At 63.4% G+C, this 23,521-nt stretch carries 17 protein-coding genes and 1 pseudogene; 9 read left to right on the top strand and 9 right to left on the bottom strand.

All coding sequences use genetic code 11. The features are described from left to right. A pseudogene (locus ACTJJN_RS13700) lies at positions 1-320 on the bottom strand (hydrolase); the annotation flags it as partial. Between the two features lie 228 nt (positions 321-548). Between ACTJJN_RS13700 and ACTJJN_RS13695 the strand changes: the two are divergent. The 3 genes from ACTJJN_RS13695 to ACTJJN_RS13685 all read left to right on the top strand — a co-directional run bounded on the left by ACTJJN_RS13695 (position 549) and on the right by ACTJJN_RS13685 (position 4,530). Beyond that, complete coding sequence (locus ACTJJN_RS13695; protein WP_010955764.1) at positions 549-1,460, top strand: LysR substrate-binding domain-containing protein; 912 nt, start codon at positions 549-551, stop codon at positions 1,458-1,460. A gap of 207 nt (positions 1,461-1,667) precedes the next feature. Next, entirely contained in the window at positions 1,668-2,930 is a 1,263-nt protein-coding gene (locus ACTJJN_RS13690; protein WP_088512608.1) for an OprD family porin, read from the top strand. 1 nt (position 2,931) lies between these two features. Further along, entirely contained in the window at positions 2,932-4,530 is a 1,599-nt protein-coding gene (locus ACTJJN_RS13685; RefSeq protein ID WP_088512609.1) for an MFS transporter, read from the top strand. A 213-nt stretch (positions 4,531-4,743) separates the two neighbouring features. Here ACTJJN_RS13685 and ACTJJN_RS13680 read toward each other — a convergent pair whose 3' ends face one another. The 4 genes from ACTJJN_RS13680 to ycaC all read right to left on the bottom strand — a co-directional run bounded on the left by ACTJJN_RS13680 (position 4,744) and on the right by ycaC (position 8,840). After that, the gene (locus ACTJJN_RS13680) at positions 4,744-6,726 is read right to left on the bottom strand and encodes an amidohydrolase (protein WP_080756744.1); all 1,983 of its coding nucleotides are present in this window, start codon (positions 6,724-6,726) and stop codon (positions 4,744-4,746) included. Between the two features lie 199 nt (positions 6,727-6,925). Beyond that, positions 6,926-7,744 carry an alpha/beta fold hydrolase gene (locus tag ACTJJN_RS13675; protein ID WP_003253555.1) on the bottom strand — a complete coding sequence of 273 codons (819 nt, stop codon included), beginning with the start codon at positions 7,742-7,744 and terminating at the stop codon, positions 6,926-6,928. 40 nt (positions 7,745-7,784) lie between these two features. Next, the gene (locus tag ACTJJN_RS13670) at positions 7,785-8,093 is read right to left on the bottom strand and encodes a hypothetical protein (RefSeq protein WP_012054082.1); all 309 of its coding nucleotides are present in this window, start codon (positions 8,091-8,093) and stop codon (positions 7,785-7,787) included. Positions 8,094-8,210: 117 nt separating this feature from the next. After that, on the bottom strand, positions 8,211-8,840 hold the full coding sequence (gene ycaC / locus ACTJJN_RS13665; RefSeq protein ID WP_003253552.1) for an isochorismate family cysteine hydrolase YcaC: 630 nt from the start codon (positions 8,838-8,840) through the stop codon (positions 8,211-8,213). A gap of 291 nt (positions 8,841-9,131) precedes the next feature. Here ycaC and ACTJJN_RS13660 point away from each other — a divergent pair, with 291 nt between their 5' ends. Then, a complete protein-coding gene (locus ACTJJN_RS13660; RefSeq protein ID WP_012054083.1) occupies positions 9,132-10,559 on the top strand; it encodes a mechanosensitive ion channel family protein in 1,428 nt (475 codons plus the stop codon). Positions 10,560-10,667: 108 nt separating this feature from the next. Here the strand turns inward: ACTJJN_RS13660 and amaA are convergent, their stop codons facing one another. Further along, positions 10,668-11,954: an L-pipecolate oxidase gene (amaA, locus tag ACTJJN_RS13655; protein ID WP_003253548.1), complete on the bottom strand. Its 1,287-nt coding sequence runs from the start codon at positions 11,952-11,954 to the stop codon at positions 10,668-10,670. 157 nt (positions 11,955-12,111) lie between these two features. After that, on the bottom strand, positions 12,112-13,602 hold the full coding sequence (amaB, locus tag ACTJJN_RS13650; RefSeq protein WP_003253547.1) for an L-piperidine-6-carboxylate dehydrogenase: 1,491 nt from the start codon (positions 13,600-13,602) through the stop codon (positions 12,112-12,114). Positions 13,603-13,737: 135 nt separating this feature from the next. Here amaB and ACTJJN_RS13645 point away from each other — a divergent pair, with 135 nt between their 5' ends. Together ACTJJN_RS13645 and hglS are read left to right on the top strand one after the other, a co-directional pair. Further along, the gene (locus ACTJJN_RS13645; RefSeq protein WP_019436537.1) at positions 13,738-14,628 is read left to right on the top strand and encodes a LysR family transcriptional regulator; all 891 of its coding nucleotides are present in this window, start codon (positions 13,738-13,740) and stop codon (positions 14,626-14,628) included. A gap of 203 nt (positions 14,629-14,831) precedes the next feature. Further along, complete coding sequence (hglS, locus tag ACTJJN_RS13640; protein WP_440781332.1) at positions 14,832-16,226, top strand: 2-oxoadipate dioxygenase/decarboxylase HglS; 1,395 nt, start codon at positions 14,832-14,834, stop codon at positions 16,224-16,226. A gap of 31 nt (positions 16,227-16,257) precedes the next feature. Here the strand turns inward: hglS and ACTJJN_RS13635 are convergent, their stop codons facing one another. Then, a complete protein-coding gene (locus ACTJJN_RS13635) occupies positions 16,258-17,184 on the bottom strand; it encodes a LysR substrate-binding domain-containing protein (RefSeq protein ID WP_012054085.1) in 927 nt (308 codons plus the stop codon). Positions 17,185-17,341: 157 nt separating this feature from the next. Here ACTJJN_RS13635 and ACTJJN_RS13630 point away from each other — a divergent pair, with 157 nt between their 5' ends. After that, positions 17,342-18,730: a NorM family multidrug efflux MATE transporter gene (locus ACTJJN_RS13630; RefSeq protein ID WP_088512610.1), complete on the top strand. Its 1,389-nt coding sequence runs from the start codon at positions 17,342-17,344 to the stop codon at positions 18,728-18,730. A 131-nt stretch (positions 18,731-18,861) separates the two neighbouring features. On the opposite strand, the gene ACTJJN_RS13625 is transcribed toward ACTJJN_RS13630, so the two are convergent. After that, a complete protein-coding gene (locus ACTJJN_RS13625; protein WP_440781331.1) occupies positions 18,862-20,529 on the bottom strand; it encodes a putative bifunctional diguanylate cyclase/phosphodiesterase in 1,668 nt (555 codons plus the stop codon). A gap of 297 nt (positions 20,530-20,826) precedes the next feature. Between ACTJJN_RS13625 and rep the strand changes: the two genes are divergently transcribed. Beyond that, on the top strand, positions 20,827-22,836 hold the full coding sequence (gene rep, locus ACTJJN_RS13620; protein ID WP_003253537.1) for a DNA helicase Rep: 2,010 nt from the start codon (positions 20,827-20,829) through the stop codon (positions 22,834-22,836). Positions 22,837-22,900: 64 nt separating this feature from the next. Beyond that, positions 22,901-23,473 carry a xanthine phosphoribosyltransferase gene (locus ACTJJN_RS13615; protein ID WP_003253535.1) on the top strand — a complete coding sequence of 191 codons (573 nt, stop codon included), beginning with the start codon at positions 22,901-22,903 and terminating at the stop codon, positions 23,471-23,473. Positions 23,474-23,521 lie beyond the last annotated feature (48 nt).

Here is a 23,521-nt window from a genome sequence, read left to right as displayed (position 1 = left end):
TTCTTGCCGGTCGCCTTCACCGCCTTGACGAAATCCTCGTTGTCCCAGGCGTTGATCTGGCCAGGGCGGGCAATGTACGGCGCGTCCGGGAACAGGGCTTTCAGTTCCGGCACCAGCGGGCCGTTGGGGCCTTGCTCGAAGCTGGTGGTGAGGATGGTCGGCAGGTTGAAGAACTTGGCCAGGTCAGCCAGCGCCAGCACGTTGTTCTTGAACTTGTCCGGCTCGATATCGCGCACCAGCGACAGCAGGCCAGCCTGGTGGTCGACCAGCAGTACGGCAGCGTCGTCTTTGTTCAGGCGGTTGTAGGTGAATTTGCTCATGGTCTGTGCTCCCAAGGGTTATGAATTTTTCAGCAATTCGGGGTGTTTCGCGTTGATGGGCACAGATTAAAATCATCACCTTTGCGGCGGTAGTTAGCAGAATCTGGCTTTAGCGTTCCGATTTATGAACGATGGATTTGTAGGGGCTGTGCCGGCCTCTTCGCGGCTAAAGCCGCTCCTACAAGCGAAGAGGCCGGCACAGGCAACCAAATACCCGGAGACCGATCATTGGAAGACCTCAACTCCCTCTACTACTTCACCCAGGTCGTCGAACATGGCGGCTTCGCCCCGGCCGGGCGGGCGCTGGACATGCCCAAGTCAAAACTCAGCCGGCGAATCGCCGACCTTGAAGACCGCCTGGGTGTGCGGCTGTTGAACCGCACCAGCCGCCACTGCTCGCTGACCGAAATCGGCCAGGCCTACTACAACCGTTGCCTGGCCATGCGCGTGGAGGCAGAGGGCGCAGCGGAGATCATCGAGCGCAACCGCAGCGAACCGCGCGGCTTGGTCCGCATCAGCTGCCCGACCACCCTGCTCAACTCCTGGGTCGGGCCGATGCTGACCCGCTACATGCTCAAGTACCCGCAAGTGGAGCTGTTCATCGAAAGTACCAACCGCCGTGTCGACCTGTTGCACGAGGGCTTCGATATTGCTCTGCGGGTGCGCTTTCCGCCGCTGGAGAACACTGACATGGTGATGAAGGTGCTGAGCAACAGCACCCAGTGCCTGGTCGGTCAACCTCAATACCTGGCGCAACTGCCCAAAGGCTTTGATCCGCAGCTGCTGGGCACGCTACCCAGCGTGCATTGGGGCAGTGCCCAGCGCGAGTACCAGTGGGAACTGTTCCAGGGTGAGGACAACAGCCGCAGCATCGTCATCCCGCATACACCACGCATGGTGACTGATGACCTGTTTGCCTTGCGCCACTTCGTGGTAGCCGGAGTGGGGATTGCACACTTGCCGCGGGTGGCGGTGCGTGAGGACCTGGCGGCAGGACGCCTGGTTGAGCTGATTCCAGACTGGCACCCGCGTTGCGGCATCGTGCATGCGATCTTCCCATCGCGACGTGGGTTGCTGCCTTCGGTGCGAGCGCTGATCGATCATCTGGCTGAGGAGTTCGCCATCAGCGACATGGCTTGAGTGCCTGGCTGGCTGAGCCGGCCTCTTCGCGGGCCTGCCCGCGCCCACAGGTACTGCACAAGGCTCGGGGCCGGTGGTGGCCCTGTAGGAGCGGCTTTAGCCGCGAAAGGGCCGGTACAGGTAATGCAAATCCCCACCCAGCACACCCTTACAAGACCTTGGGTCTACGCTTCTTCCACACTCCCGGATCATCCCCCGGAGCCCCTCATGATCCGCGCCACTCACGGACCAGGCCGCGCCCTGCTCGCCACCCTCGCCCTCTGGCCGGCGCTGAGCCACGCCGAGGCGCCCGGCTGGTCGCTGCTCAGCCGCAACTATTTCCTGCACAGTGACTTCCGCTCGCCCTCCGGCAGCGGCCAGAACTACCGCCAGGAATGGGCCCAAGGCTTCATCGGCGAGGTGCGTTCCGGTTTCACCGAAGGCACTGTCGGCGTCGGCATCGATGCCCATGGCTTTCTTGGCCTCAAGCTCGACGGCGGCCGCGGCCATAGCGGCACCGGCCTGCTGCCACGCGACAGCGATGGCCGCGCCGAGTCCGAGTACTCCAGCGCCGGTGCCGCGCTCAAAATGCAGTTAGGCAACACCCAACTGCGCTATGGCGAGATGATGGTGGAAACCCCGGTGTTCGACACCGGTGACAAACGCCTGCACCCGGAATACGCCACCGGCTGGTGGGTGGAAAACACCGACCAGCCCGACTGGCGCCTGCAGGCCGGGCGTTTCACTGCCTTCAACAACCAGGACAACAGCTCCACCCACGACGACTTCAGCGGCTACGGCGCGACCACCCACAACCGGGCCATCAGCCTGGCCGGTGCCACCTTCGCACCCAACGGGCCGTTCGGCGCCGCAGTGTATGCCGGGCAGCTGGAAAACACCTGGCGCCAGGCCTACCTCAACCTGAACCTGGCCGAGGGCAACTGGCGCCTGGACGGCAACCTGTACAAAACCCGCGACACCGGCAACGCCAGCGCCGGGGCGATCGACACCCTCGCCTACAGCCTGCTGGCCAGGTACAGCTTCGGCGCACAGGCGCTGAGCCTGGCCTACCAGAAGGTCGAGGGCGACACCCCGTTCGACTTCGTCGGCGGCGACGCCATCTACCTGGCCAACGCGATCAAGTACGCCGACTTCAACGGCCCTGGCGAGCACTCGTGGCAACTGCGCTATGACCTGAACTTCGCCACCCTCGGCGCGCCTGGCCTGAGCCTGATGGGCCGCTATGTCAGCGGCCGCGGCATCGACGGCAGCCATGCGCCTGCGGGCGGCGCCTATGTGAACCAGTACGGCGACGGCGGCAAGCACTGGGAACGCGACATCGACCTGAAATACGTGGTGCAGTCGGGGGCTGCCAAGGACCTGAGCCTGTCGTTCTCCCACGTCAGCCACCGCGCCAACCAGGCCCAGGCGGGCAATGATATCGACCGCATCTACCTGATCATCGAATACCCACTCAAAGGCAGCTTCTGACATGAGTACATCCCCTTCAGGTGCCTGGAGCCCGTTGCGTAACACCACCTTCCGCATGCTGTGGATCGCCACCATCGCCTCCAACATCGGCACCTGGATGCACGAGGTGGGCGCCGGCTGGCTGATGACCACGCTGTCGGCCAGCCCGCTGCACGTGGCGTTGATCCAGGTAGCCGGCTCGTTGCCGATGTTCTTCCTGGCCCTGCCGGCGGGCGCAGCGGCGGACATCGTCGACAAACGCCGCTACCTGTTGCTGGTGCAACTGTGGATGTCTTGCGTAGCGGTCGTGCTGGCGGCCCTGACCTTGCTCGGGATGATGAACGTCACCTTGCTGCTGGTGCTGACCCTGGCACTGGGCATCGGCACAGCGCTGATGATGCCGGCGTGGAGCGCACTGACACCGGAACTGGTGGGCAAGGAGGACCTGGCCAACGCGGTGGCGCTTTCCAGTGTCGGCATCAACGTGTCACGGGCCATCGGCCCGGCACTGGCGGGGGTGGTGGTGAGCATGGTCGGCCCGTGGCTGACCTTTGCCCTGAATGCCATCTCGTTTGCGGGTGTGATCCTGGTGTTGTTCCTGTGGAAGCGCGAGGTGAAGGAACCACTGCTGCCGGCCGAACGCTTCGTTGGCGCCATGCGCACTGGGCTGCGCTTTGCCCGCAGCGCCAAGCCTTTGCAGGCCGTGATGCTACGCGCGTTGGCGTTCTTTTTCTGCGCCAGCGCCGGCACTTCGCTGCTGCCGCTGATCGTGCGTGGCGAGATGCGCGGCACCGCAGCGGACTTCGGCCTGCTGCTGGCGGCCATCGGTATTGGCGCAGTGGCGGGTGCCACCTTGCTGCCGCGCCTGCGTGAGCGCATCAGCCGTGACCGCCTGGTGTTACTGGCCAGCCTGCTGTATGCCCTGTTCCTGCTGGCCCTGGCGCTGGTGCGAAACTTCTATGCGCTGCTGCCCGCGATGCTGCTCAGTGGCGCGGCGTGGATCGCGGTGCTGTCCAACCTGCAGGTGGCTGCACAGACTTCGGTGCCCGCCTGGGTACGGGCGCGGGCTTTGTCGGTATACATTCTGATCTTCTTCGGCGCCATGGCCTGTGGCGGCCTGCTGTGGGGCACACTGGCCAGCCATGCAACGATCACCTTCAGCCTGCTGCTGGCCGCAGGCGGCCTGGCGCTGGGTACCTTGCTGACCTGCAAGGTGGCGCTGCCGGAAACCGAGGCAGAGGAGCTGACGCCGTCGCTGCATTGGCCGGTGCCGGTATTGAGCGATGACATGGACAAGGAAGTCGGACCGGTGATGGTCACCGTCGAGTACCACATCGCCCCCACCAAGGCCGAGGCCTTCCAGCAAGCGGCACGGGAGCTGGAAGCGATGCGCAAGCGCAATGGCGCATTGTCGTGGGGGTTGATGCGGGACAGTGCTGATCCGGCGTTGTGGCTGGAGTTCTTCTTCGAGGAATCGTGGCTGGAGCATCTGCGGCATCACCACCGGGTGACCCGTGGTGAACTGAAGATCGAGGCGCGGGTCAGGATGCTGCAGACCGATGGGGTTGAAGTGCGGATTCGGCATTTGTTGGCTGGCGGGGAGCATAAGGCTCACCATTGATGCTGGCCTTTGCGGCCCTTTCGCTACAAGGACCGCGCAGCCCCCGTATGCGCGGGTTTACCCGCGAAAGGACCACAAAGGCCCCGTAGGTGCGGGTTACCTGCGAAAAGGCAGCAAAGGCCCTGTAGGAGCGGGTTTACCCGCGAAAGGGCCGGCACTGAAGACACAAAAAAGGGGCCAGATATTGGCCCCCGTTCTTCACATCAGCTCACCTTAGAAAGCGAAGCACGAACAGCCCAGCGCCCCCCAGAAGCCCTGGAAGTCATTGACCGGAACACTCGATTTGCGCGCCTTGTCATGGCTGTGTGCATGCACTCCGCACGGCCCCGAGCACTGGTGCACAGCGGCTGCCAACGATGGCGTACCAACGCGCCAGTGCCCAGGCACCTTGGTCACCGGCGACCACTCTGGCAGCACCGGCACCTGCGGCGGGCCAAGCTTGTCGAACTCGCCAGCACCGTACACCACCTTGCCATCAACGATGGTCAGCACCGACTCGATGCCCTTGATCGCCTCTTCATCGACACTGAAGAAGTCCAGCGACAATGCTGCCAGGTCAGCCAGCTGGCCTACCTTGATCTGGCCCTTCTTGCCTTGCTCGCTGGAGAACCAGGCGCTGCCCTGGGTGAACAGTTGCAGCGCGGTGTCACGGCTCAGGCCTTCCGGGTACAGCTCCATGCCACCGACCGTCTTGCCGCTGACCAGCCAGTACAGTGAGGTCCATGGGTTGTAGCTAGACACCCGAGTGGCATCGGTACCCGCGCCCACCGGCACGCCCATGTCGAGCATGCGCTTGATCGGCGGGGTCTGTTCGGCAGCCTTGGCGCCGTAACGATCGACGAAGTACTCACCCTGGAAGGCCATGCGATCCTGAATGGCAATACCGCCACCCAGCGCCCGCACGCGCTCGATGTTCTGGGGGGTGATGGTTTCGGCGTGGTCGAAGAACCACGGCAAGCCATTGAACGGGATGTCCCGGTTGACCTTTTCGAACACGTCGAGCATGCGCGTGATCGACTCGTTGTAGGTGGCGTGCAGGCGGAACGGCCAGCGCTGCTCGACCAGGTGGCGCACCACCGGCTCCAGTTCTTCTTCCATGGTCTGCGGCAGGTCCGGGCGCGGCTCGAGGAAGTCCTCGAAGTCGGCGGCAGAGAACACCAGCATTTCGCCCGCGCCATTGTGGCGCAAGAAATCGGTGCCGCTGTGCAGCTTGACGCTGGAGGTCCACTTCTTGAAGTCGTCCAGTTCTTCCTTGGGCTTCTGGGTGAACAGGTTGTAGGCGATGCGCACGGTCAGCTGGTTGTTGTCGGCCAGCTCCTGGATCACCGAGTAGTCATCGGGGAAGTTCTGGTAGCCGCCACCGGCGTCGATGGCGCTGGTCAGGCCCAGCCGGTTGAGCTCACGCATGAACTGGCGAGTGGAGTTGACCTGATACTCCAGCGGCAGCTTAGGCCCCTTGGCCAGCGTGGCGTAGAGGATCATCGCGTTCGGGCGGGCGATCAGCATGCCGGTCGGGTTGCCGAACTTGTCACGCTGGATTTCGCCACCTGGCGGGTTCGGGGTGCTCTTGTCGTAGCCGACGGCCTTGAGCGCAGCGCGGTTGAGCAGCGCGCGGTCATACAGGTGCAACAGGAATACCGGGGTATCGGGCGCAGCCTGGTTGATTTCTTCCAGGGTGGGCATGCGTTTTTCGGCGAACTGGAATTCGTTCCAGCCACCGACTACCCGCACCCACTGCGGGGTTGGCGTGCGCGCAGCCTGGTCCTTGAGCATGCGCAGGGCATCGGCCACCGACGGTACCCCTTCCCAGCGCAGCTCGAGGTTGTAGTTCAGGCCACCGCGGATCAGGTGCAGGTGCGAGTCATTGAGGCCCGGGATCACCGTGCGCTGCTTGAGGTCGATGATTTGCGTGGCGGCGCCCTTGTGGGCCATGGCCTCGGCGTCGCTGCCCACGGCGATGAAGCGGCCGTCCTTGATGGCGACGGCGGTCGCGGTGGGCTTTTCGCGGTCAACGGTGTGCAGTTTGCCGTTGAACAGAATCAGGTCGGCGGTCATGGAACCTCCTTGCGTGGATGCGTGAGCGGAACCGGCTTGGCCGGTAAAAGGCAATGCGGACCAGAGCGCGCCAGCGGCACCGAGCACAGTGCTGGTGGCGAGGAACTGGCGACGGGTCTTGTCGTTGCGATCCTGGGACATGGGCTTCTCCGACTAGGGGCCGGCAGGGGGACTGCGAAGCATGCCGGTTGATGCAAGGCCTGGGCTTGAATGGATGTGCGGTGGGTTGAAGAAGGTTAGTCCTGGTCAAGCTTTTTGCTGCCTGGGCCGGCCTCTTCGCGGGTAAACCCGCTCCTACAACGTCTGTAGGAACGGGTTTACCCGCGAATGTTTTCCACCATTACCGCTGAAGGAACGCCAGCAAGTCCTCATTCAGTTGCTGTGCATGGGTCACCGCAAACCCGTGCGGCGCCCCGGCATACACCTTCAGCTCGGCGCCGCGAATCAGCTCCGCCGCCTGCTTGCCGGTGGTCTCGAACGGCACGATCTGGTCGTCATCGCCATGGATCACCAACGTCGGCACATCGACCTTGGCCATGTCGGGACGGAAATCGGTCTCCGAGAAGGCCGTCACACAGTCCAGGGTGCCTTTGATTGACGCCATCAGCGCAATGTTCAGGGTCTGCGTCTGCACACCCTGGGACACCTGCTGCCCATGGTTCAGGCCGTAGAACGGCGTGGCGAAATCGGCGATGAACTGCGCGCGGTCGGCACGCAGGCCGGCCTGGATGCCCTCGAACACCGACAGGTCGACACCGTCAGGGTTGTCCTCACGCTTGCCGAACACTGGCGTCACCGCGCCCAGCAACACCAGCCCGGCCACCCGCTCGCTGCCGTGGCGGGCGATGTAGCGGCTGACATCACCGCCCCCCATCGAGAAGCCCACCAGGGTGACGTCGCGCAGGTCGAGGTGCTCGATCAGCTGGGCAATGTCATCGGCGAAGGTGTCGTAGTCGTAACCGTTCCACGGCTGGCTCGAGCGGCCGAAACCCCGGCGGTCGAAGGCGATGGCGCGGTAACCGCGGCTGGCCAGGAACTCCATCTGCGAATCCCACATGTCGGCATCCAGCGGCCAGCCGTGGCTGAACAGCACGGGCTTGCCGCTGCCCCAGTCCTTGAAATAGATCGAAGTGCCATCGCGGGTAACGAACGTGCTCATAGCGGTATCTCCTTGAAAGTGTCGAGGTGAAGGCGTCGGCTCAGCCGCGCAGCCAGTTGGCGCAGCGGCGGGTTACCCAAGGCATGATGTAGAACACCACGGGCAGGATGACGAACAGGTTGACGATCAGGTTGCCGGTGATCACGCCGCCCAGTTGCGGGAAGCGTGCAAACAGCGGCGCCAGCAGTTGCGGGATGACCATGGTCATCGGGCAGATCACCAGGTAGGTCAGCAGCGCCTGTTTCCAGCGCGGCGGTTGCGCTGCGGGGGTGCCCGGCGGGCTATCAAGCACCTTGTGTTGCAGGCATACGGTCACCACTTCGCGGTTGTCATGGAGTGCGGTGTTCATCGGCGTTCCTTGGGATGAGCTTGCCCGCATCCACTGTGCAACGGCGGACGGGCGCTGGATTGGATAGGTGTGCTGCCCTGGGCGGGCACCGATTGGCGGTGCCCGCGGCGTTTGCGCTTACTTGTTGGCGTTGAAGGCGTTGTAGCTGGTCATCAGGTTGCGGTAATCCGGGATGTGGTTGGAGCACAGTGCGGCCAGGCCTTCGATGTCGTTGCGCCAGTCGCGGTGCAGCTCACAGGCCACGCCGAACCAGGTCATCAGTTGCGCACCTGCCTGGCTCATGCGGTCGTGGGCGGCGTCGCGGGTCATGGCGTTGAAGGTACCGGAGGCATCAGTGACCACGAACACGTCGAACTCTTCTTCCAGGGCCGACAGGGCCGGGAAAGCCACGCAAACCTCGGTCACAACACCTGCAATGATCAGCTGCTTCTTGCCGGTCGCCTTCACCGCCTTGACGAAATCCTCGTTGTCCCAGGCGTTGATCTGGCCAGGGCGGGCAATGTACGGGGCGTCCGGGAACAGGGCTTTCAGTTCTGGCACCAGTGGGCCGTTGGGGCCTTGCTCGAAGCTGGTGGTGAGTATGGTCGGCAGGTTGAAGAACTTGGCCAGGTCGGCCAGGGCCAGCACGTTGTTCTTGAACGCGTCCGGCTCGATGTCGCGGACCAGGGACAGCAGGCCAGCCTGGTGATCGACCAGCAGTACGGCGGCGTCGTCTTTGTTCAGGCGGTTGTATTTGAAGTGGGTCATGGGGGTAGCTCCTAAGGGTTTTGATATTCAGTAAGTTGGGTGTTTCGCGTTGATGGGAGAAGATTAAAACCATCACCTTTGGAGCGGTAGATAGCGGTTTTTGCCTTTAGCGTTCTGTTTTAGGAACGATAGATTGGCGTTGGTTTTGCTGGCCTCTTCGCGGGCTCGNAACCAGCGCTTTACCTGTGGGAGCGGGCAAGCCCGCGAAGGGGCCAGCACAGGCTTGCATTGCCTGCCCGGCAAACCTGCTCTATTACTACCCACAGCCCTCCCCTCACCCCCGAGACCACCATGCTGGCGTTCATCCAGTCGTCCCCGTTGTTGCTCGGTTGCGCCCTGATCCTGCTCGACCTCGTGCTTTGGCAACTGATCCCCATTCAGCGTCATGCCTGGCGCATCAGCGCGCGCCTGGTGATCTTCCTGCTGTTCAGCGCGGTGCTGATGGCCGCCGGCATGAGCCCGCTGCAACCACCGCCGTGGCCCGACGATCTCTCGCGCAACCTGATGGCCACGGTATTGGCCATCGGCTGGTGGCTGTTCGGTGCGCGCACGGTGACCGTGGTGTTCGGCCTGTTGCTGGTGGCCCGTGGCAGCCATGGCGGGCGCTTGCTGCAGGATGTGCTGGGGGCGTTGATCTTCCTCGCCGCCGTGGTCGCGGCCGCAGGCTACGTGCTGCAACTGCCGGTGAAGGGCCTGCTGGCCACCTCCGGGGTAATGGCCATCGTCATCGGCCTGGCGCTGCAGAGCACACTGGCTGACGTCTTCAGCGGCATCGTGCTGAACACCACGCGGCCCTATCAGATTGGCGACTCAATCTCCATCGACGGCACCGAAGGCAAGGTCCTGGACATCGACTGGCGCGCCACGCGCCTGCTGACCGGTACCGGCAGCCTGGCGGTAATCCCCAACTCGGTGGCGGCCAAGGCGCGGCTGCTCAACCACAGTCGCCCGGCCGATGTGCATGGGGTATCGATCAGCGTGGTGGTCCCGGCCAAGGTGCGGCCAAAGCGTGTGTTCGATGCGCTGGAAAAAGCCTTGCAGGGCGTCAGTGCCATCCTTGCGACCCCGAAGCCGAAGGTGACGGTAAAGGCCTCGACTCTGGAGTCGGTGGAGTACGAGGCCAGCGGCTTCGTGGCCGATGCGGGCACCAAGGGCGATGCACGTAACCAGTTGTTCGACCTGGCGCACCGGCATCTGGAGGCCAGCGGGGTGATGTGGAACGTCGACCTGGCTGTGCCGCCGCGCAGTCGCCAGCGCGAGGTGCTGGATGAGGTTCGAGTGTTCCGCTCGCTAAGTGATGAAGAGCGCGATGCGTTGAGCCAGCGCATGACTGCAGTCGAGTACCTGGCGGACCAGGTGATCCTGGGGGTGGGCGAGCATTCCGATCATCTGCTGGTGATTGGCAGCGGTGTGGTATCGGCCTCGGTGCGCGACGGAGACAAGCGGCTGGAGGCCGGGCGCATGGGGCCGGGAGAGGTGCTGGGGATCGAGGGGATCATCGACGACGAAGATTCGCTGGCCGAATTCCGCACGCTGACCAGTTGCGTGCTGTACCGGATCGACAAGGAACAGGTGAAGAGCTGTTTGCAGCAGCGTGGCGAAGTGCAGACGGCGTTGAGCAAATTGCAGCGGTTCCGGCGGCAGAGCCGGGAGTCGTTGTTGCTGCAGAAGCCGGCCCTGATCAAGAAAGGTGGCTTCCTCAGCTGGCTGCACAAGTAAGCCTGTGCTGGCCTCTTCGCGGGTAAACCCGCGCCTACAGGTTCACCACAGCCCTCTCAGGCGGTGAACAATTTGTAGGAGCGGGTTTACCCGCGAATAGGCCAGTACTTACAACACAACCCTCAGGCACTGCCCCGCGTGGTACAGCGAGAAGCCGGACTCATAGAACGCCGTCCGCAGCGAAGGCGCGCTCACACCGCTCATCGGCGAAAACGGAATCGGCAGGCTGTCCGCCTCGCCCTTGAGCAGGAACTCGGCAAACGCCCGGCCAATCACGGTGCCGGTGGTATTACCGCGCCCGTTGTACCCGGTCACCGCCACCAACCCAGGCGCCGGCTCGAACAGGCGCATCAGGTGGTCAGGCGTGAAGTCGATGCAGCCGGTCCAGTGCATTTCCCACTCGACCTTGCCCAGCTCGGGGTAGTAATGGCCCTGGATGCGGTCGGCCCAGCTGCGCACGAACCAGGCTGGCTTGTTGTCGACCCGGCCCAGGCTGCCGAGCAGCAGGCGGCCCTGATCGTCGCGGCGGATGCTGCTGAGCACGGTGCGGGTGTCCCACGAACCTTGGCCATGTGGCAGCACCTTGTCGGCTGCGGTGCCCTGCAGCGGTTTGGAGGCTACCTGATAGTAATAACCGCGGAAGAACTGCTTCTGCAGGTTGCTCCAGTCACCTTCGGTGTAGGCGCCGGTGGAAATCACCACCTTTTCGGCGCGCACAGCGCCACGCGCAGTCTTCACCCGCCAGCCATCACCTTCACGCTCCAGGCCTTCGACCGAAGACTGCTGGAAAATCTTGCCGCCCAGGCGCGTTACAGCAGCCGCCAGGCCCTGGGTGTAGCCCATGGGGTTGATGGTGCCAGCACGGCGATCAAGCAGCGCAGCGGAAATCTTGTCGGTACCGCAGTATTCCTGGCACTGGGCACCGGTCAGCAGCTCGACGTCGGCACCTCGGCGGCGCCATTGTTCGTGACGCGCTTCGAGGTCGGCGATACCGGTGGCGTTGTGCGCCATGTGCAGCGTGCCTTTGTGCTGGGCCTGGCAGTCGATGCCGAGGCGTTCGATCATGGCGAACACTTCAGCCGGGGCTTCGCCAAGCACCTTGTTCAGGCGGCTACCCTGCTTCTGGCCAAGGGTGGCCTCGACGTCGTCGGGGCGGATCCAGGTACCGGCGTTGACCAGGCCGACGTTGCGCCCGGAGCCACCGTGGCCGATCTTCCAGGCCTCCAGCACGATCACCGACTTGCCCTGTTCGAGCAGGTGGATGGCCGCCGACAGGCCGGTAATGCCGCCGCCGATCACACAGACATCGGCCTTGTGCTCACCGGCCAGGGCCTGGGCGGCGACGGTCGGTTTGCTGACGTGTTCCCACAAGCATTGTTGACGCAGTTCGGACATGGCCGGCTCCAGCAATTTGTTCTTGTTGGGGCCGCAGGGCGGCCCTTTCGCGGGTAAACCCGCTCCTACAGGGGTCGGTGTCGCTTGGACGAACCCTGTAGGAGCGGGTCTACCCGCGAACCGGGGGCCAGGCCCCCGGCCATGCAGCATCAATACATCAGTCGAACACGATACCCTGCGCCAGCGGCAGCTCGCGCGAGTAGTTCACGGTATTGGTCTGGCGACGCATGTAGCCTTTCCAGGCATCCGAGCCCGACTCACGGCCACCGCCGGTTTCCTTCTCGCCACCAAACGCACCGCCAATCTCGGCGCCGCTGGTACCGATGTTGACGTTGGCGATGCCGCAGTCGCTGCCCGAGGCGCTCTGGAAGCGCTCGGCTTCACGGATGTCGGTGGTGAAAATGCACGACGACAGGCCTTGTGGCACTTCGTTGTTCAGGCGCAGGGCCTCCTCGAAGTCGTCGTAGGCCAGCACGTACAGGATCGGTGCGAAGGTTTCGTGGCGCACCACGTCACTTTGCGCCGGCATTTCAGCAATAGCTGGCGAAACGTAGTAGGCGTTCGGGTACTGGTCGGCCAGCTGACGCTCGCCACCAAATACCTGGCCACCTTCGTCACGGGCCTTGGCCAGTGCACCCTGCATGGCGTCGAACGACTGCTTGTCGATCAGCGGGCCGACCAGGTTGTCTTTACGTGGGTCGCCGATACGCACTTTGCCGTAGGCGGCTTTGACGCGGGCAACCACTTCGTCCTTGATCGAGCGGTGCACGATCAGGCGGCGCAGGGTGGTGCAACGCTGGCCGGCAGTGCCGACAGCCGAGAACAGGATGCCGCGCACGGCCAGGTCCAGGTCGGCGCTCGGGGCCAGGATCATGGCGTTGTTGCCGCCCAGTTCCAGGATGCTGCGGCCGAAGCGGGCAGCAACGCGTGGGCCGACTTCGCGACCCATGCGGGTGCTGCCGGTGGCGCTGACCAGCGGTACGCGCGGGTCGTCGACCATGGCTTCGCCAGCTTCACGGCCGCCGATCACCAGTTGTGCCAAGCCAGCCGGAGCATCGCCGAAGGCTTTCAGGGCTTTTTCGAACAACGCCTGGCAGGCCAGGGCGGTCAGCGGAGTCTTCTCGGACGGTTTCCATACCACCGAGTTGCCGGCCACCAGGGCCAGGGCGGTGTTCCAGGCCCACACGGCAACCGGGAAGTTGAAGGCGCTGATCACGCCGACCACACCCAGCGGGTGCCAGGTTTCACGCATGTGGTGGCCCGGGCGCTCGGAAGCGATGGTCAGGCCGTACAGCTGGCGCGACAGGCCAACGGCGAAGTCGCAGATGTCGATCATTTCCTGCACTTCGCCCAGGCCTTCCTGGGTGATCTTGCCGGCTTCGATCGAGACCAGCTCGCCGAGGTCGGCCTTGTGCTCACGCAGCACTTCGCCGAACAGGCGCACCAGTTCGCCACGGCGCGGAGCCGGCACACTGCGCCAGGCTTCGAAGGCGCTCTGGGCCTGATCGATGCGGGCGATGGTCTCGGCCTTGCCGAGCAGTTTCACCGAGGCGATCTGGCTGCCGTCGATCGGCGTGTGAACAGGGTAGTCGCCCTGGGTGTAAGCCTCGGCGGCAACGCCAAGGCGCTCGAGCAATCCAGCAACCATTTGTGCATCTCCTACATCGGTGATGGGGTGGAAAAATGATGTGGATCAGTATTAATCCGATCACATAGGTACAACAAACGACCTTTATTCCGCATATCATTCCGTCAGGTAATGATTTGAGCCGCAGAGACCGCTATGTCAAAACGCCTGGTACCCTCCATGACCGCCCTGCAGTGCTTTGAAGCTGCAGCCCGCCATCTGAGTTTTACCCGTGCCGCCGAAGAACTGCACCTGACCCAGAGCGCGGTCAGCAAGCAGGTGGCGCAGCTGGAAGACATGCTGCGCCACCACCTGTTCCTGCGCATCCGCCGGCGGTTGCAGCTGACCCCGGCCGGCAGCCTGTACCTGGCCGAGGTCAACAAAATCCTCACCCAGGTGGACATGTCCAGCCGCTACGTACTCACCTACGGCGAGCAGACCGAGATATTGAAGGTAGCCACTCAACCGAGTTTTGGCGTGCGCTGGTTGATCCCGCACCTCAAGGGGTTTGGCAAACGGCACGGCAATATCCACCTGGACATTCGCAACGAAATGGAGCCGTTCGCCCTGCTGCAAGGCTCGGCTGACGTGGTGTTCTTCTATGGCCAGGGCACCTGGCCGGGGGCCACTTGCGTGGAGTTGTTTCGCGAGGAGGTGGTGCCGGTGTGTGCGCCAGAGCTGCTGGCCGGGCGCAAGCTGGCCGGTGCCGAGGAGCTGGCCGAGCTGGTGCTGCTGCAAAGCACCTCGCGCCCGGAGGCCTGGCATGAGTGGTTCCTGGAGCAGGACCTGCAGAGCGTCAGCGCCTACCACGGGCCGCGCTTCGATACGTTCTATATGGCGTTGAGCGCAGCACAGGCCGGGTGCGGGGTAGCGCTGGTGCCGCGCTACCTGGCGGCGAAGGAACTGGCCGACGGTAGCCTGGTGGTGCCGTGGAACCATGCGATGCGCAGTGCCGGGGCGCACTATCTGGCGTACGCTGAACATGCGGCGGAGGTGCCCAAGGTGCGGGCGCTGGTGGAGTGGATCCACGAACAGCTCCAGGCTTGAGGGCCTCTTCGCGGCTAAAGCCGCTCCTACGGGGCCCTGCGCAAGACCCCAACCTTGCACGGTCCCTGTAGGAGCGGCTTTAGCCGTGAAACGGCCGTCGAGGTCGATCAAAAAAGGAATGACACACTCACTTTTTTTCGCTTGTGAGCAAAGTGCATTCCCAGCTTTCATGTAAGCGTCCGAACCCAACCAGGAAGCTAGCGATGCCCGCCAACGATTTCGTCAGCCCAGACAGCATCCGCGCGCAGTTCTCTGCCGCCATGTCGCTCATGTACAAACAGGAAGTGCCGCTGTACGGCACGCTGCTGGAGCTGGTGAGCGAAATCAACCAGCAGGTCATGGCCCAGCAACCCGAAGTGGCCGAGGCCCTGCGCTGGACCGGCGAAATCGAGCGCCTGGACCAGGAACGTCACGGCGCCATCCGCGTCGGCACCGCCGAAGAACTGGCCACCATCGCCCGCCTGTTCGCCGTCATGGGCATGCAGCCGGTCGGCTACTATGACCTCAGTTCCGCTGGCGTACCGGTGCATTCCACTGCCTTCCGCGCGGTGCACGAGCAATCGCTGCATGTCAGCCCGTTCCGTGTGTTCACCTCGTTGCTGCGCCTGGAGCTGATCGACAACCCGCAGTTGCGCGAGCTGGCACAGAGCATCCTGGCCAAGCGCCAGATCTTCACCTCCCGCGCCCTCGAACTGATCGCCCAGTGTGAGCGCGAGGGTGGCCTTGACGCCGCGGATGCAGAGACGTTCGTGCAGGAGGCGCTGCACACCTTCCGCTGGCACCAGGACGCTACCGTTACGGCCGAGCAGTACCAGCAGCTGCACGACCAACACCGCCTGATCGCCGATGTGGTGGCCTTCAAGGGCCCGCACATCAACCACCTGACCCCGCGTACCCTGGATATCGATGCAATCCAGCTCGGCATGCCTGCCAAGGGCATCCCGCCGAAGGCCGTGGTTGAAGGCCCGCCCACCCGCCGCCACCCGATCCTGCTACGCCAGACCAGTTTCAAGGCCCTGCAGGAAACGGTCGCCTTCCGCGACCAGCAAGGCCGCGAAGGCAGCCACACCGCGCGCTTTGGCGAAATCGAGCAACGCGGCGCGGCGCTGACGCCGAAAGGTCGCCAGCTTTACGACAAGTTGCTCGACGCTACCCGCGCTGCGCTGGGTGGCGCTCCGGCCGAAGCCAATGCCGAGCGTTACATGGCGCTGCTGCAGGCAAACTTTGCCGAATTCCCGGATGACCTGGCGCAGATGCGTGAACAGGGCTTGGCGTACTTCCGCTACTTCGCCACCGAGAAAGGCCTGGCCGCACGCGACCAGGAAGGCCGCCCGACCACCCTGCAAGGCTTGATCGACGCGGGCCACGTGCACTTCGAGGCGCTGGTGTACGAGGACTTCCTGCCGGTGAGTGCGGCGGGGATCTTCCAGTCCAACCTGGGTGACGATGCGCAGGCCGAATACGGCAGCAACGCCAACCGCGAAGCGTTCGAAGCGGCGCTGGGGTTGCAGGTACAGGATGAGAGGGCGCTGTATGCGCAAAGCGAGCGCCGGTCGCTGCAGGCCTGCGCACAGGCGTTGAACCTGGGCTCGATGTAAAACCGTACCGGCCTCTTNCCGGTGCAGGTGATCAAAGAGGCGGCAGGATTTCCACATCCGGCAAATCCATTGCCGCCACCTCGCCTTCCAGGAACGCACTCAACCGCCGCAACCGCTCGCCGCCTCGCCGGGTGCGCGGCCACACCAGGTAGTAATCCATGCCGCTGGGCACCGCCGTCGGCCATGGCAGGCTCAAGCGCTTCTGCGCCACATCTTCGGCCACCATCAGCAAATCGCCCATGGATATTCCATAGCCACGCGCCGCGGCAATCATGCCCAGCTCAAGGGTATCGAACACCTGGCCGCCCTTGAGCGACACCTCGTCGCCAAGCCCCATACGCTCCAGCCATTCCCGCCAGTCACGCTTGTCCACCGTAGGGTGCAGCAGCTCGATAGAGGCCAGCCTACGTACATCCCAAGGTTCCTCGTCGAGCAGGTCCGGCGCACCGACCGGGATCAGTAACTCAGGGAACAGCTTGCGCACCTCCCACTCCGCCGGGAACACCCCATCACTGAGCAACACCGCGCAATCGAACGGCTCCTGGTTGAAGTCCACATGGTCGACATCCATCCAGGCACTGGTCAGTTGCACCTCATTGCCCGGCTGCAGGTGGCGAAAGCGGCTGAGGCACGCCAGCAACCAGCGCATGGTCAGGGTCGAGGGGGCTTTCATGCGCAATATGTCGTCTTCACCGCACAAGGTTTCACAGGCCCGCTCAAACGCCGCGAAGCCCTCGCGCACGCCCGGCAGCAGTACCCGCCCCGCTTCGGTAAGTTGCAGGCTGCGGCCACTGCGCACGAACAGGCGGCAGGCAAAATGCTCCTCCAGCGTACGGATATGCCGGCTGATGGCGCTTTGGGTGATAGAAAGCTCTTCGCCCGCACGGGTGAAGGAGCTTAGCCGCGCGGCAGCTTCGAATGCGCGCAGGGCATACAGCGGTGGTAGCTGGCGTGGCATGAGGCACCTGCAATATGGGCGTGTGAGGCAAATCACCGAGAAGTCTATATACATGAGTTCAACTCATGCCAACTATCGCTTTTATCCTTTTGTGCAAAGTTGACCGAAGCCTCAGAATCGCCCTTCGTTGATCACCTCAGAATGAAGGACTGCCCCCATGCACGTCGCGCCCACCACAGAACTCAAGGCTTTGCTGCGCCTGGCCGGGCCGCTGATTGCCTCGCAGTTGGCGCACATGCTGATGGTGCTGACCGACACCCTGATGATGGCCCGCATCAGCCCCCAGGCCTTGGCGGGGGGTGGCCTGGGGGCAGCCAGCTATTCGTTCGTATCGATCTTCTGCCTGGGCGTGATCGCCGCAGTCGGCACGCTGGTGGCCATTCGCAAGGGTGCCAACGACATCGAGGGCGCCACCCGGCTGGCGCAGAACGGCCTGTGGCTGGCCTGGGCCTTGGCGCTGTTCGCCGCGCTGGTGCTGTGGAACCTTGAACCTGTGCTGCTGCTGTTCGGGCAGAAGCCCGAGAACGTGGCCTCGGCCGCCGAATTTCTCACCCTGCTGCCACTGGCCCTGCCCGGCTATCTGACCTTCATGGCCTTGCGTGGCTTCACCAGCGCGCTGGGCCGCTCGACCCCGGTGATGGTCATCAGTTTGTTCGGCACAGTGCTCAACTACCTGTTCAACGTGGCACTGATCGAAGGCATGTTCGGCCTGCCCAAGCTGGGCCTGATGGGTATCGGCCTGGTCACTGCAGTGGTGTCGATGGGCATGGCCGCTGCCTTGGCGTTGTATATCCGCTGGCATTCGGCCTATGCCGCCTACCCGCTGCGCAAGGGCCTGTCACGCCCATCACTGGCGGCCCTGCGCGAGCTGTGGCGGCTGGGCCTGCCGATTGGCGGTACCTACATGGTGGAAGTGGGCCTGTTCGCCTTCGCCGCGCTGTGCATGGGCGTGCTGGGTAGCACCGAGTTGGCGGCGCACCAGATTGCCCTGCAGATCGTGTCCACGGCATTCATGGTGCCGACGGGCTTGTCCTATGCGGTGACCATGCGCGTCGGCCTGTACTACGGCGCTGGCAACCTGCTGGCGGCGCGCAGCGCCGGGCGGGTGGGCATCGGGTTCGGGGCCATGATCATGTTTGCCTTCGCCGCCCTGTTCCTGCTGCTGCCCGAAGCACTGGTAGGGCTGTTCATCGACCGTAATGACCCGGCCTTTGCCGCGATCTTCCAGGTGGCCGTGCAGTTGTTGATGGTGGCGGCGTGGTTCGAACTGTTCGACGGCATGCAGACGATTGCCATGGGCTCGATCCGTGGGCTGAAAGATGCCAAGACCACCTTCCTGATCGGGCTGGTGTGCTATTGGCTGGTGGGGGCGCCGAGTGCCTGGCTGTTCACCTTTACGCTGGGCGGTGGTGCAGTAGGGATCTGGTGGGGGCTGGCGCTGGGGCTGGCATGTGCGGCGGTGGCGCTGACCTTTGGCTTTGAGTGGCGGATGAAGCGGTTGTTGGGGAAGGCTTGGGCTACCGGAAAGGCGACGGCTTCGGCCTGACGTGGGGGCCTCTTCGCGGGTAAACCCGCTCCTACAACGGCCTGTGTCCAACGCCGGTGTGTNGGCGGCAACGGTGAACGTCTGGTGGAGATTGGCCAGCAGGCCCGGCCCATTCGCGGGTAAACCCGCTCCTACAGGACAGCCTCCAACTGGCGTCCGGGCGCCTGCAGCAAATACGCCATCAATTCCCCTATCGGTAGCGGTTTGCTGACCAGGAAACCCTGCACCTGGTCGCAACCAAACCCACGCAGCAACGCCAGTTGCTCTTCACTCTCCACTCCCTCGGCCACCACCTCGAGGTTGAGGTTGTGCGCCAGGTTGATCATGGCGTGTACCAGCTTGCGGTTCTCTTCGCGCATTTCCATTCCCGCAACAAAGCTGCGGTCCACCTTGAGCAAGGTGATCGGCAGGCTGTTGAGGTGCACGAACGAAGAAAACCCGGTGCCGAAATCATCGAGCGAGAAGCGCACACCCAGGCGACCCAGCGCGTCCATGGTCTGGCGCACCACCTCGTTGCGGCGCATCACCGCCGTCTCGGTCAGCTCGAACTCAAGCCAGCGGGCATCCACACCGTGCTCGAGGATCAGGCGACTCAACGTGGCCAGTAGCTGGCTGTCCTGGAATTGGCGAAAACTCAGGTTGACCGCCATGTGCAGCGGCTCCAGGCCACGCTCGCACAATGCCTGCATGTCACGCAGGGCACGGGAAATAACCCAATAACCCAAGGGCACGATCAGGCCGCTCTGCTCGGCCAGTGGCACGAACTCACTGGGTGGCAGCAGCCCGCGCTCGGCATGGCACCAGCGCACCAGCGCCTCCAGGCCAACAATGCGCCCGTCAGCCAGGTTCAGGCGGGGCTGATAGTGCAGCTCCAGTTCGTCGCGGCGCAGGGCGCGGCGCAACTCGCTTTCCAGGTCAGCAAGGCTGCGGGCGTTGCGGTTGATGCGTTCGTTGAACACATGGAAGGTGCAGCCCTGGCTGCCCTTGGCCTGACGCATGGCGATGTGCGCGTGCCACATCAGCGGATCGGCGCCACTTTGCGCGCGAGCATGTGCAAGGCCCAGGCTGCAGCCCAGCAGCAGGCTCTCACCGTCGATCCAGTAGGGCTCTGCCAAGGCCTCGACGATGCGTTCGGCAATCCATTCGGCGCGGTTGGCATCGCGACGGGTGTCGATCAGCAGGGCGAACTCGTCGCTACCCAGACGTGCAAGCTGGTCGCCCGCCTCCAGCTGATGCTTCAGCCGTGCCACCACCTGCAGGATCAACCGGTCACCGCTCTGGTGGCCCAGGGCGTCGTTGACGTGGCGGAAGTTGTCCAGGTCCAGGTGGCCAAGCGCGACACCACGGCCTTCGTTTTCGGCCAGGCGTGCATTAAGCAAAGCCTGGAAGCCCTGGCGGTTGGCGATGCCGGTCAGCGGGTCCTGCTCGGCAAGGCGCTGCAAGGTGGCGACCAGCACCCCTCGCTCTCGCACATGGCGCAGTGAGCGGCGCAGGGTATCGGCGTTGAGCTGGTCGCGCACCAGCCAGTCACTGACAGCGCTGGGCGCTGCCTCAGGCTCGTGTTCAAGCAGCAGAATAGTCGGCAGCTCGCAACGCCCGGGGGCGGGCTGCAAGGCGGGTGTTGCTAGCACGACGGCCTGGCGATCATGGCTGAACAGGCTGTCGACCGCCTCCCAGTTTGGCGCAGTCAGTAACACGGCGCTGCCCCCCAGTGCGGGCATGCACGCGTGCAACGAGGCAGCCCATTCCGGCTCATCGGCCAACAGCAGCAAACGCAAAGGTTCGACAGGCGTGGACAAGCGGGCTCCTTAGGGCTTGACGGTGCAACGAGATCTGGAGGGGATGCTACTGCATTCAATGAAAATGATTTTCACTTTTATACATGGTTTTTTCGAGCGTAGCATTCCGACGTATTTTGTCGTGCATCCTGCGCGAAACGAGTCAAACCGGCAAATATGATTTTTTCAGCTACTAGCATTAGTGACACTAATAATTAGGCGGACAAAAGTCTGACTCAGACGTCAGACGGTCGCGCCACAACGGCCCCATGCCTGTTAGAATGCGCGGCTATTTTCTGGCGACCCCCGGTTTCTAGCATGTCCCGACTCAATCCCCGGCAGCAGGAAGCCCGTGACTATGTCGGCGGCCCTCTTTTGGTGCTCGCCGGTGCAGGTTCGGGCAAGACCAGCGTGATCACGCGCAAGATTGCCCACCTCATCCAGAACTGCGGCATCCGCGCCCAGTACATCGTGGCGATGACCTTCACCAACAAGGCCGCGCGCGAGATGAAGGAGCGGGTCGCCACCTTGCTGCGCCCGGGGGAAGGCCGTGGCCTGACCGTGTGTACGTTCCACAACCTGGGCCTGAACATCATCCGCAAGGAACACGAGCGCCTGGGCTACAAGCCGGGTTTCTCGATCTTCGACGAGTCCGACATCAAGGCGTTGCTGTCGGACATCATGCAGAAGGAATACTCCGGCGACGACGGCATCGACGAGATCAAGAACATGATCGGTGCCTGGAAGAACGACCTGGTCCTGCCGCCAGAAGCCCTGGAAAAGGCGCGCAACCCGCGCGAGCAGACCGCCGCCATCGTCTACACCCACTATCAGCGCACGCTCAAGGCGTTCAACGCGGTGGACTTCGACGACCTGATCCTGCAGCCGGTCAAGCTGTTCCAGGAGCACCCCGAGGTGCTGGAGCGCTGGCAGAACCGCGTGCGTTACCTGCTGGTGGACGAATACCAGGACACCAACGCCAGCCAGTACCTGCTGGTGAAAATGCTGATCGGCATGCGCAACCAGTTCACCGTGGTGGGCGACGACGACCAGTCGATCTACGCCTGGCGTGGTGCACGCCCCGAGAACCTGATGCTGCTCAAGGAGGACTACCCCTCCCTGAAGATCGTCATGCTCGAGCAGAACTACCGCTCCACCAGCCGCATCCTGCGCTGCGCCAACGTGTTGATCGCCAACAATCCGCATGCGTTCGAAAAGCAGCTGTGGAGCGAAATGGGCGTGGGCGACGAGATCCGCGTGATCCGCTGCAAGAACGAGGAAGCCGAGGCCGAACGCGTGGCCATGGAAATCCTCACCTTGCACCTGCGCACCAACCGCCCGTACAGCGACTTTGCCATCCTTTACCGCGGCAACTACCAGGCCAAGCTGATCGAACTGAAGCTGCAGCACCACCAGGTGCCGTATCGCCTGTCGGGCGGTAACAGCTTCTTCGGCCGCCAGGAGGTCAAGGACCTGATGGCCTACCTGCGCCTGCTGGTGAACCCGGACGATGACAACGCCTATCTGCGGGTAATCAACGTGCCGCGCCGCGAGATCGGCTCCACCACCCTGGAAAAGCTCGGCAACTACGCCACCGAGCGCGGCATTTCGATGTACGCCGCCAGCGAAGAGCTGGGCCTGGGCGAGCACCTGGACGCGCGCTACACCGAGCGCTTGCAGCGTTTCAAGCACTGGCTGGACGGGGTGCGCCACAAGGTTGCCCTGGAAGACCCGATTGCCGCACTGCACGAGATGATCCGCGACATCGACTACGAAAACTGGATCCGCCAGCAGACCGCCAGCGACAAAGCTGCCGAGTTCCGCATCAGCAACGTCTGGTTCCTGGTCGAAGCGCTGAAGAACACCCTCGAGAAGGACGAAGAGGGTGACATGACCATCGAGGACGCCATCGGCAAGCTGGTGCTGCGCGACATGCTCGAGCGCCAGCAGGAAGAAGAAGAGAACGCCGAAGGTGTGCAGATGATGACCCTGCATGCCTCAAAGGGCCTGGAATTCCCCTACGTGTTCATCATGGGCATGGAAGAGGAAATCCTCCCGCACCGCTCCAGCATCGAGGCCGACACCATCGAAGAGGAACGCCGCCTGGCCTACGTGGGCATCACCCGCGCGCGCCAGACCCTGGCCTTCACCTTCGCTGCCAAGCGCAAACAGTACGGTGAAATCATCGACTGCACGCCCAGCCGGTTCCTCGACGAACTGCCGCCGGACGACCTGGCCTGGGAGGGCCTCGACGATGCACCGGTCGAGGTGAAGGCCGCTCGCGGCAACAACGCCCTGGCCGATATCCGGGCAATGCTCAAACGCTGATCAACCATTACTCTTTAACTTTGCCGCCTCCAGCGGCAACCTTTGTTACATCGAGGAAATCACAGTGGAAGCACTGCATCAGAAGATTCGCGAAGAAGGCATCGTGCTTTCCGATCAGGTTCTCAAAGTCGACGCGTTTCTCAACCACCAGATCGATCCGGCGCTGATGCAGCTGATCGGTGACGAGTTTGCCCGCCTGTTCGCCGATGCCGGCGTGACCAAGATCGTCACCATCGAAGCCTCGGGCATTGCCCCAGCGGTGATGACCGGTCTGAAACTGGGTGTGCCGGTCATCTTCGCTCGCAAGCACCAGTCGCTGACCCTGACCGAAAACCTGCTGACCGCCTCGGTGTATTCCTTCACCAAGCAGACCGAGAACACCGTGGCCATTTCGCCGCGTCACCTCAACAGCAGCGACCGCGTGCTGGTGATCGATGACTTCCTGGCCAACGGCAAAGCCTCGCAGGCGTTGATCTCGATCATCAAGCAGGCAGGTGCCACCGTGGCGGGCCTGGGTATCGTGATCGAGAAGTCGTTCCAGGGTGGCCGTGCCGAGCTGGACAGCCAGGGTTACCGCGTTGAATCGCTGGCCCGGGTGAAGTCGCTGGAAGGCGGTGTGGTCAGCTTCATCGAATAAGGCCTCACCGTCCCGGTGTAGGAGCGGGTTTACCCGCGAATGCGATAT

Source organism: Pseudomonas sp. 22515, assembly GCF_052044625.1.
Lineage (GTDB): Bacteria > Pseudomonadota > Gammaproteobacteria > Pseudomonadales > Pseudomonadaceae > Aquipseudomonas > Aquipseudomonas alloputida.
The sequence above is the reverse complement of the archived record's forward strand: the minus strand, read 5'-3'. Positions and strand labels throughout refer to the sequence as shown.

What these genes read in the sequence shown, in the direction of transcription:
- hglS (WP_440781332.1), top strand. Translation starts at nt 14,832, where the DNA reads ATGCCCGCCAACGATTTCGTCAGCCCAGACAGCATCCGCGCGCAGTTC.
- ACTJJN_RS13690 (WP_088512608.1), top strand. Translation starts at nt 1,668, where the DNA reads ATGATCCGCGCCACTCACGGACCAGGCCGCGCCCTGCTCGCCACCCTC.
- ACTJJN_RS13680 (WP_080756744.1), bottom strand. Translation starts at nt 6,726, where the DNA reads ATGTCCCAGGATCGCAACGACAAGACCCGTCGCCAGTTCCTCGCCACC.
- amaB (WP_003253547.1), bottom strand. Translation starts at nt 13,602, where the DNA reads ATGGTTGCTGGATTGCTCGAGCGCCTTGGCGTTGCCGCCGAGGCTTAC.
- ACTJJN_RS13660 (WP_012054083.1), top strand. Translation starts at nt 9,132, where the DNA reads ATGCTGGCGTTCATCCAGTCGTCCCCGTTGTTGCTCGGTTGCGCCCTG.
- ycaC (WP_003253552.1), bottom strand. Translation starts at nt 8,840, where the DNA reads ATGACCCACTTCAAATACAACCGCCTGAACAAAGACGACGCCGCCGTA.
- amaA (WP_003253548.1), bottom strand. Translation starts at nt 11,954, where the DNA reads ATGTCCGAACTGCGTCAACAATGCTTGTGGGAACACGTCAGCAAACCG.
- ACTJJN_RS13670 (WP_012054082.1), bottom strand. Translation starts at nt 8,093, where the DNA reads ATGAACACCGCACTCCATGACAACCGCGAAGTGGTGACCGTATGCCTG.
- ACTJJN_RS13630 (WP_088512610.1), top strand. Translation starts at nt 17,342, where the DNA reads ATGCACGTCGCGCCCACCACAGAACTCAAGGCTTTGCTGCGCCTGGCC.
- ACTJJN_RS13645 (WP_019436537.1), top strand. Translation starts at nt 13,738, where the DNA reads ATGTCAAAACGCCTGGTACCCTCCATGACCGCCCTGCAGTGCTTTGAA.
- ACTJJN_RS13685 (WP_088512609.1), top strand. Translation starts at nt 2,932, where the DNA reads ATGAGTACATCCCCTTCAGGTGCCTGGAGCCCGTTGCGTAACACCACC.
- rep (WP_003253537.1), top strand. Translation starts at nt 20,827, where the DNA reads ATGTCCCGACTCAATCCCCGGCAGCAGGAAGCCCGTGACTATGTCGGC.
- ACTJJN_RS13675 (WP_003253555.1), bottom strand. Translation starts at nt 7,744, where the DNA reads ATGAGCACGTTCGTTACCCGCGATGGCACTTCGATCTATTTCAAGGAC.
- ACTJJN_RS13635 (WP_012054085.1), bottom strand. Translation starts at nt 17,184, where the DNA reads ATGCCACGCCAGCTACCACCGCTGTATGCCCTGCGCGCATTCGAAGCT.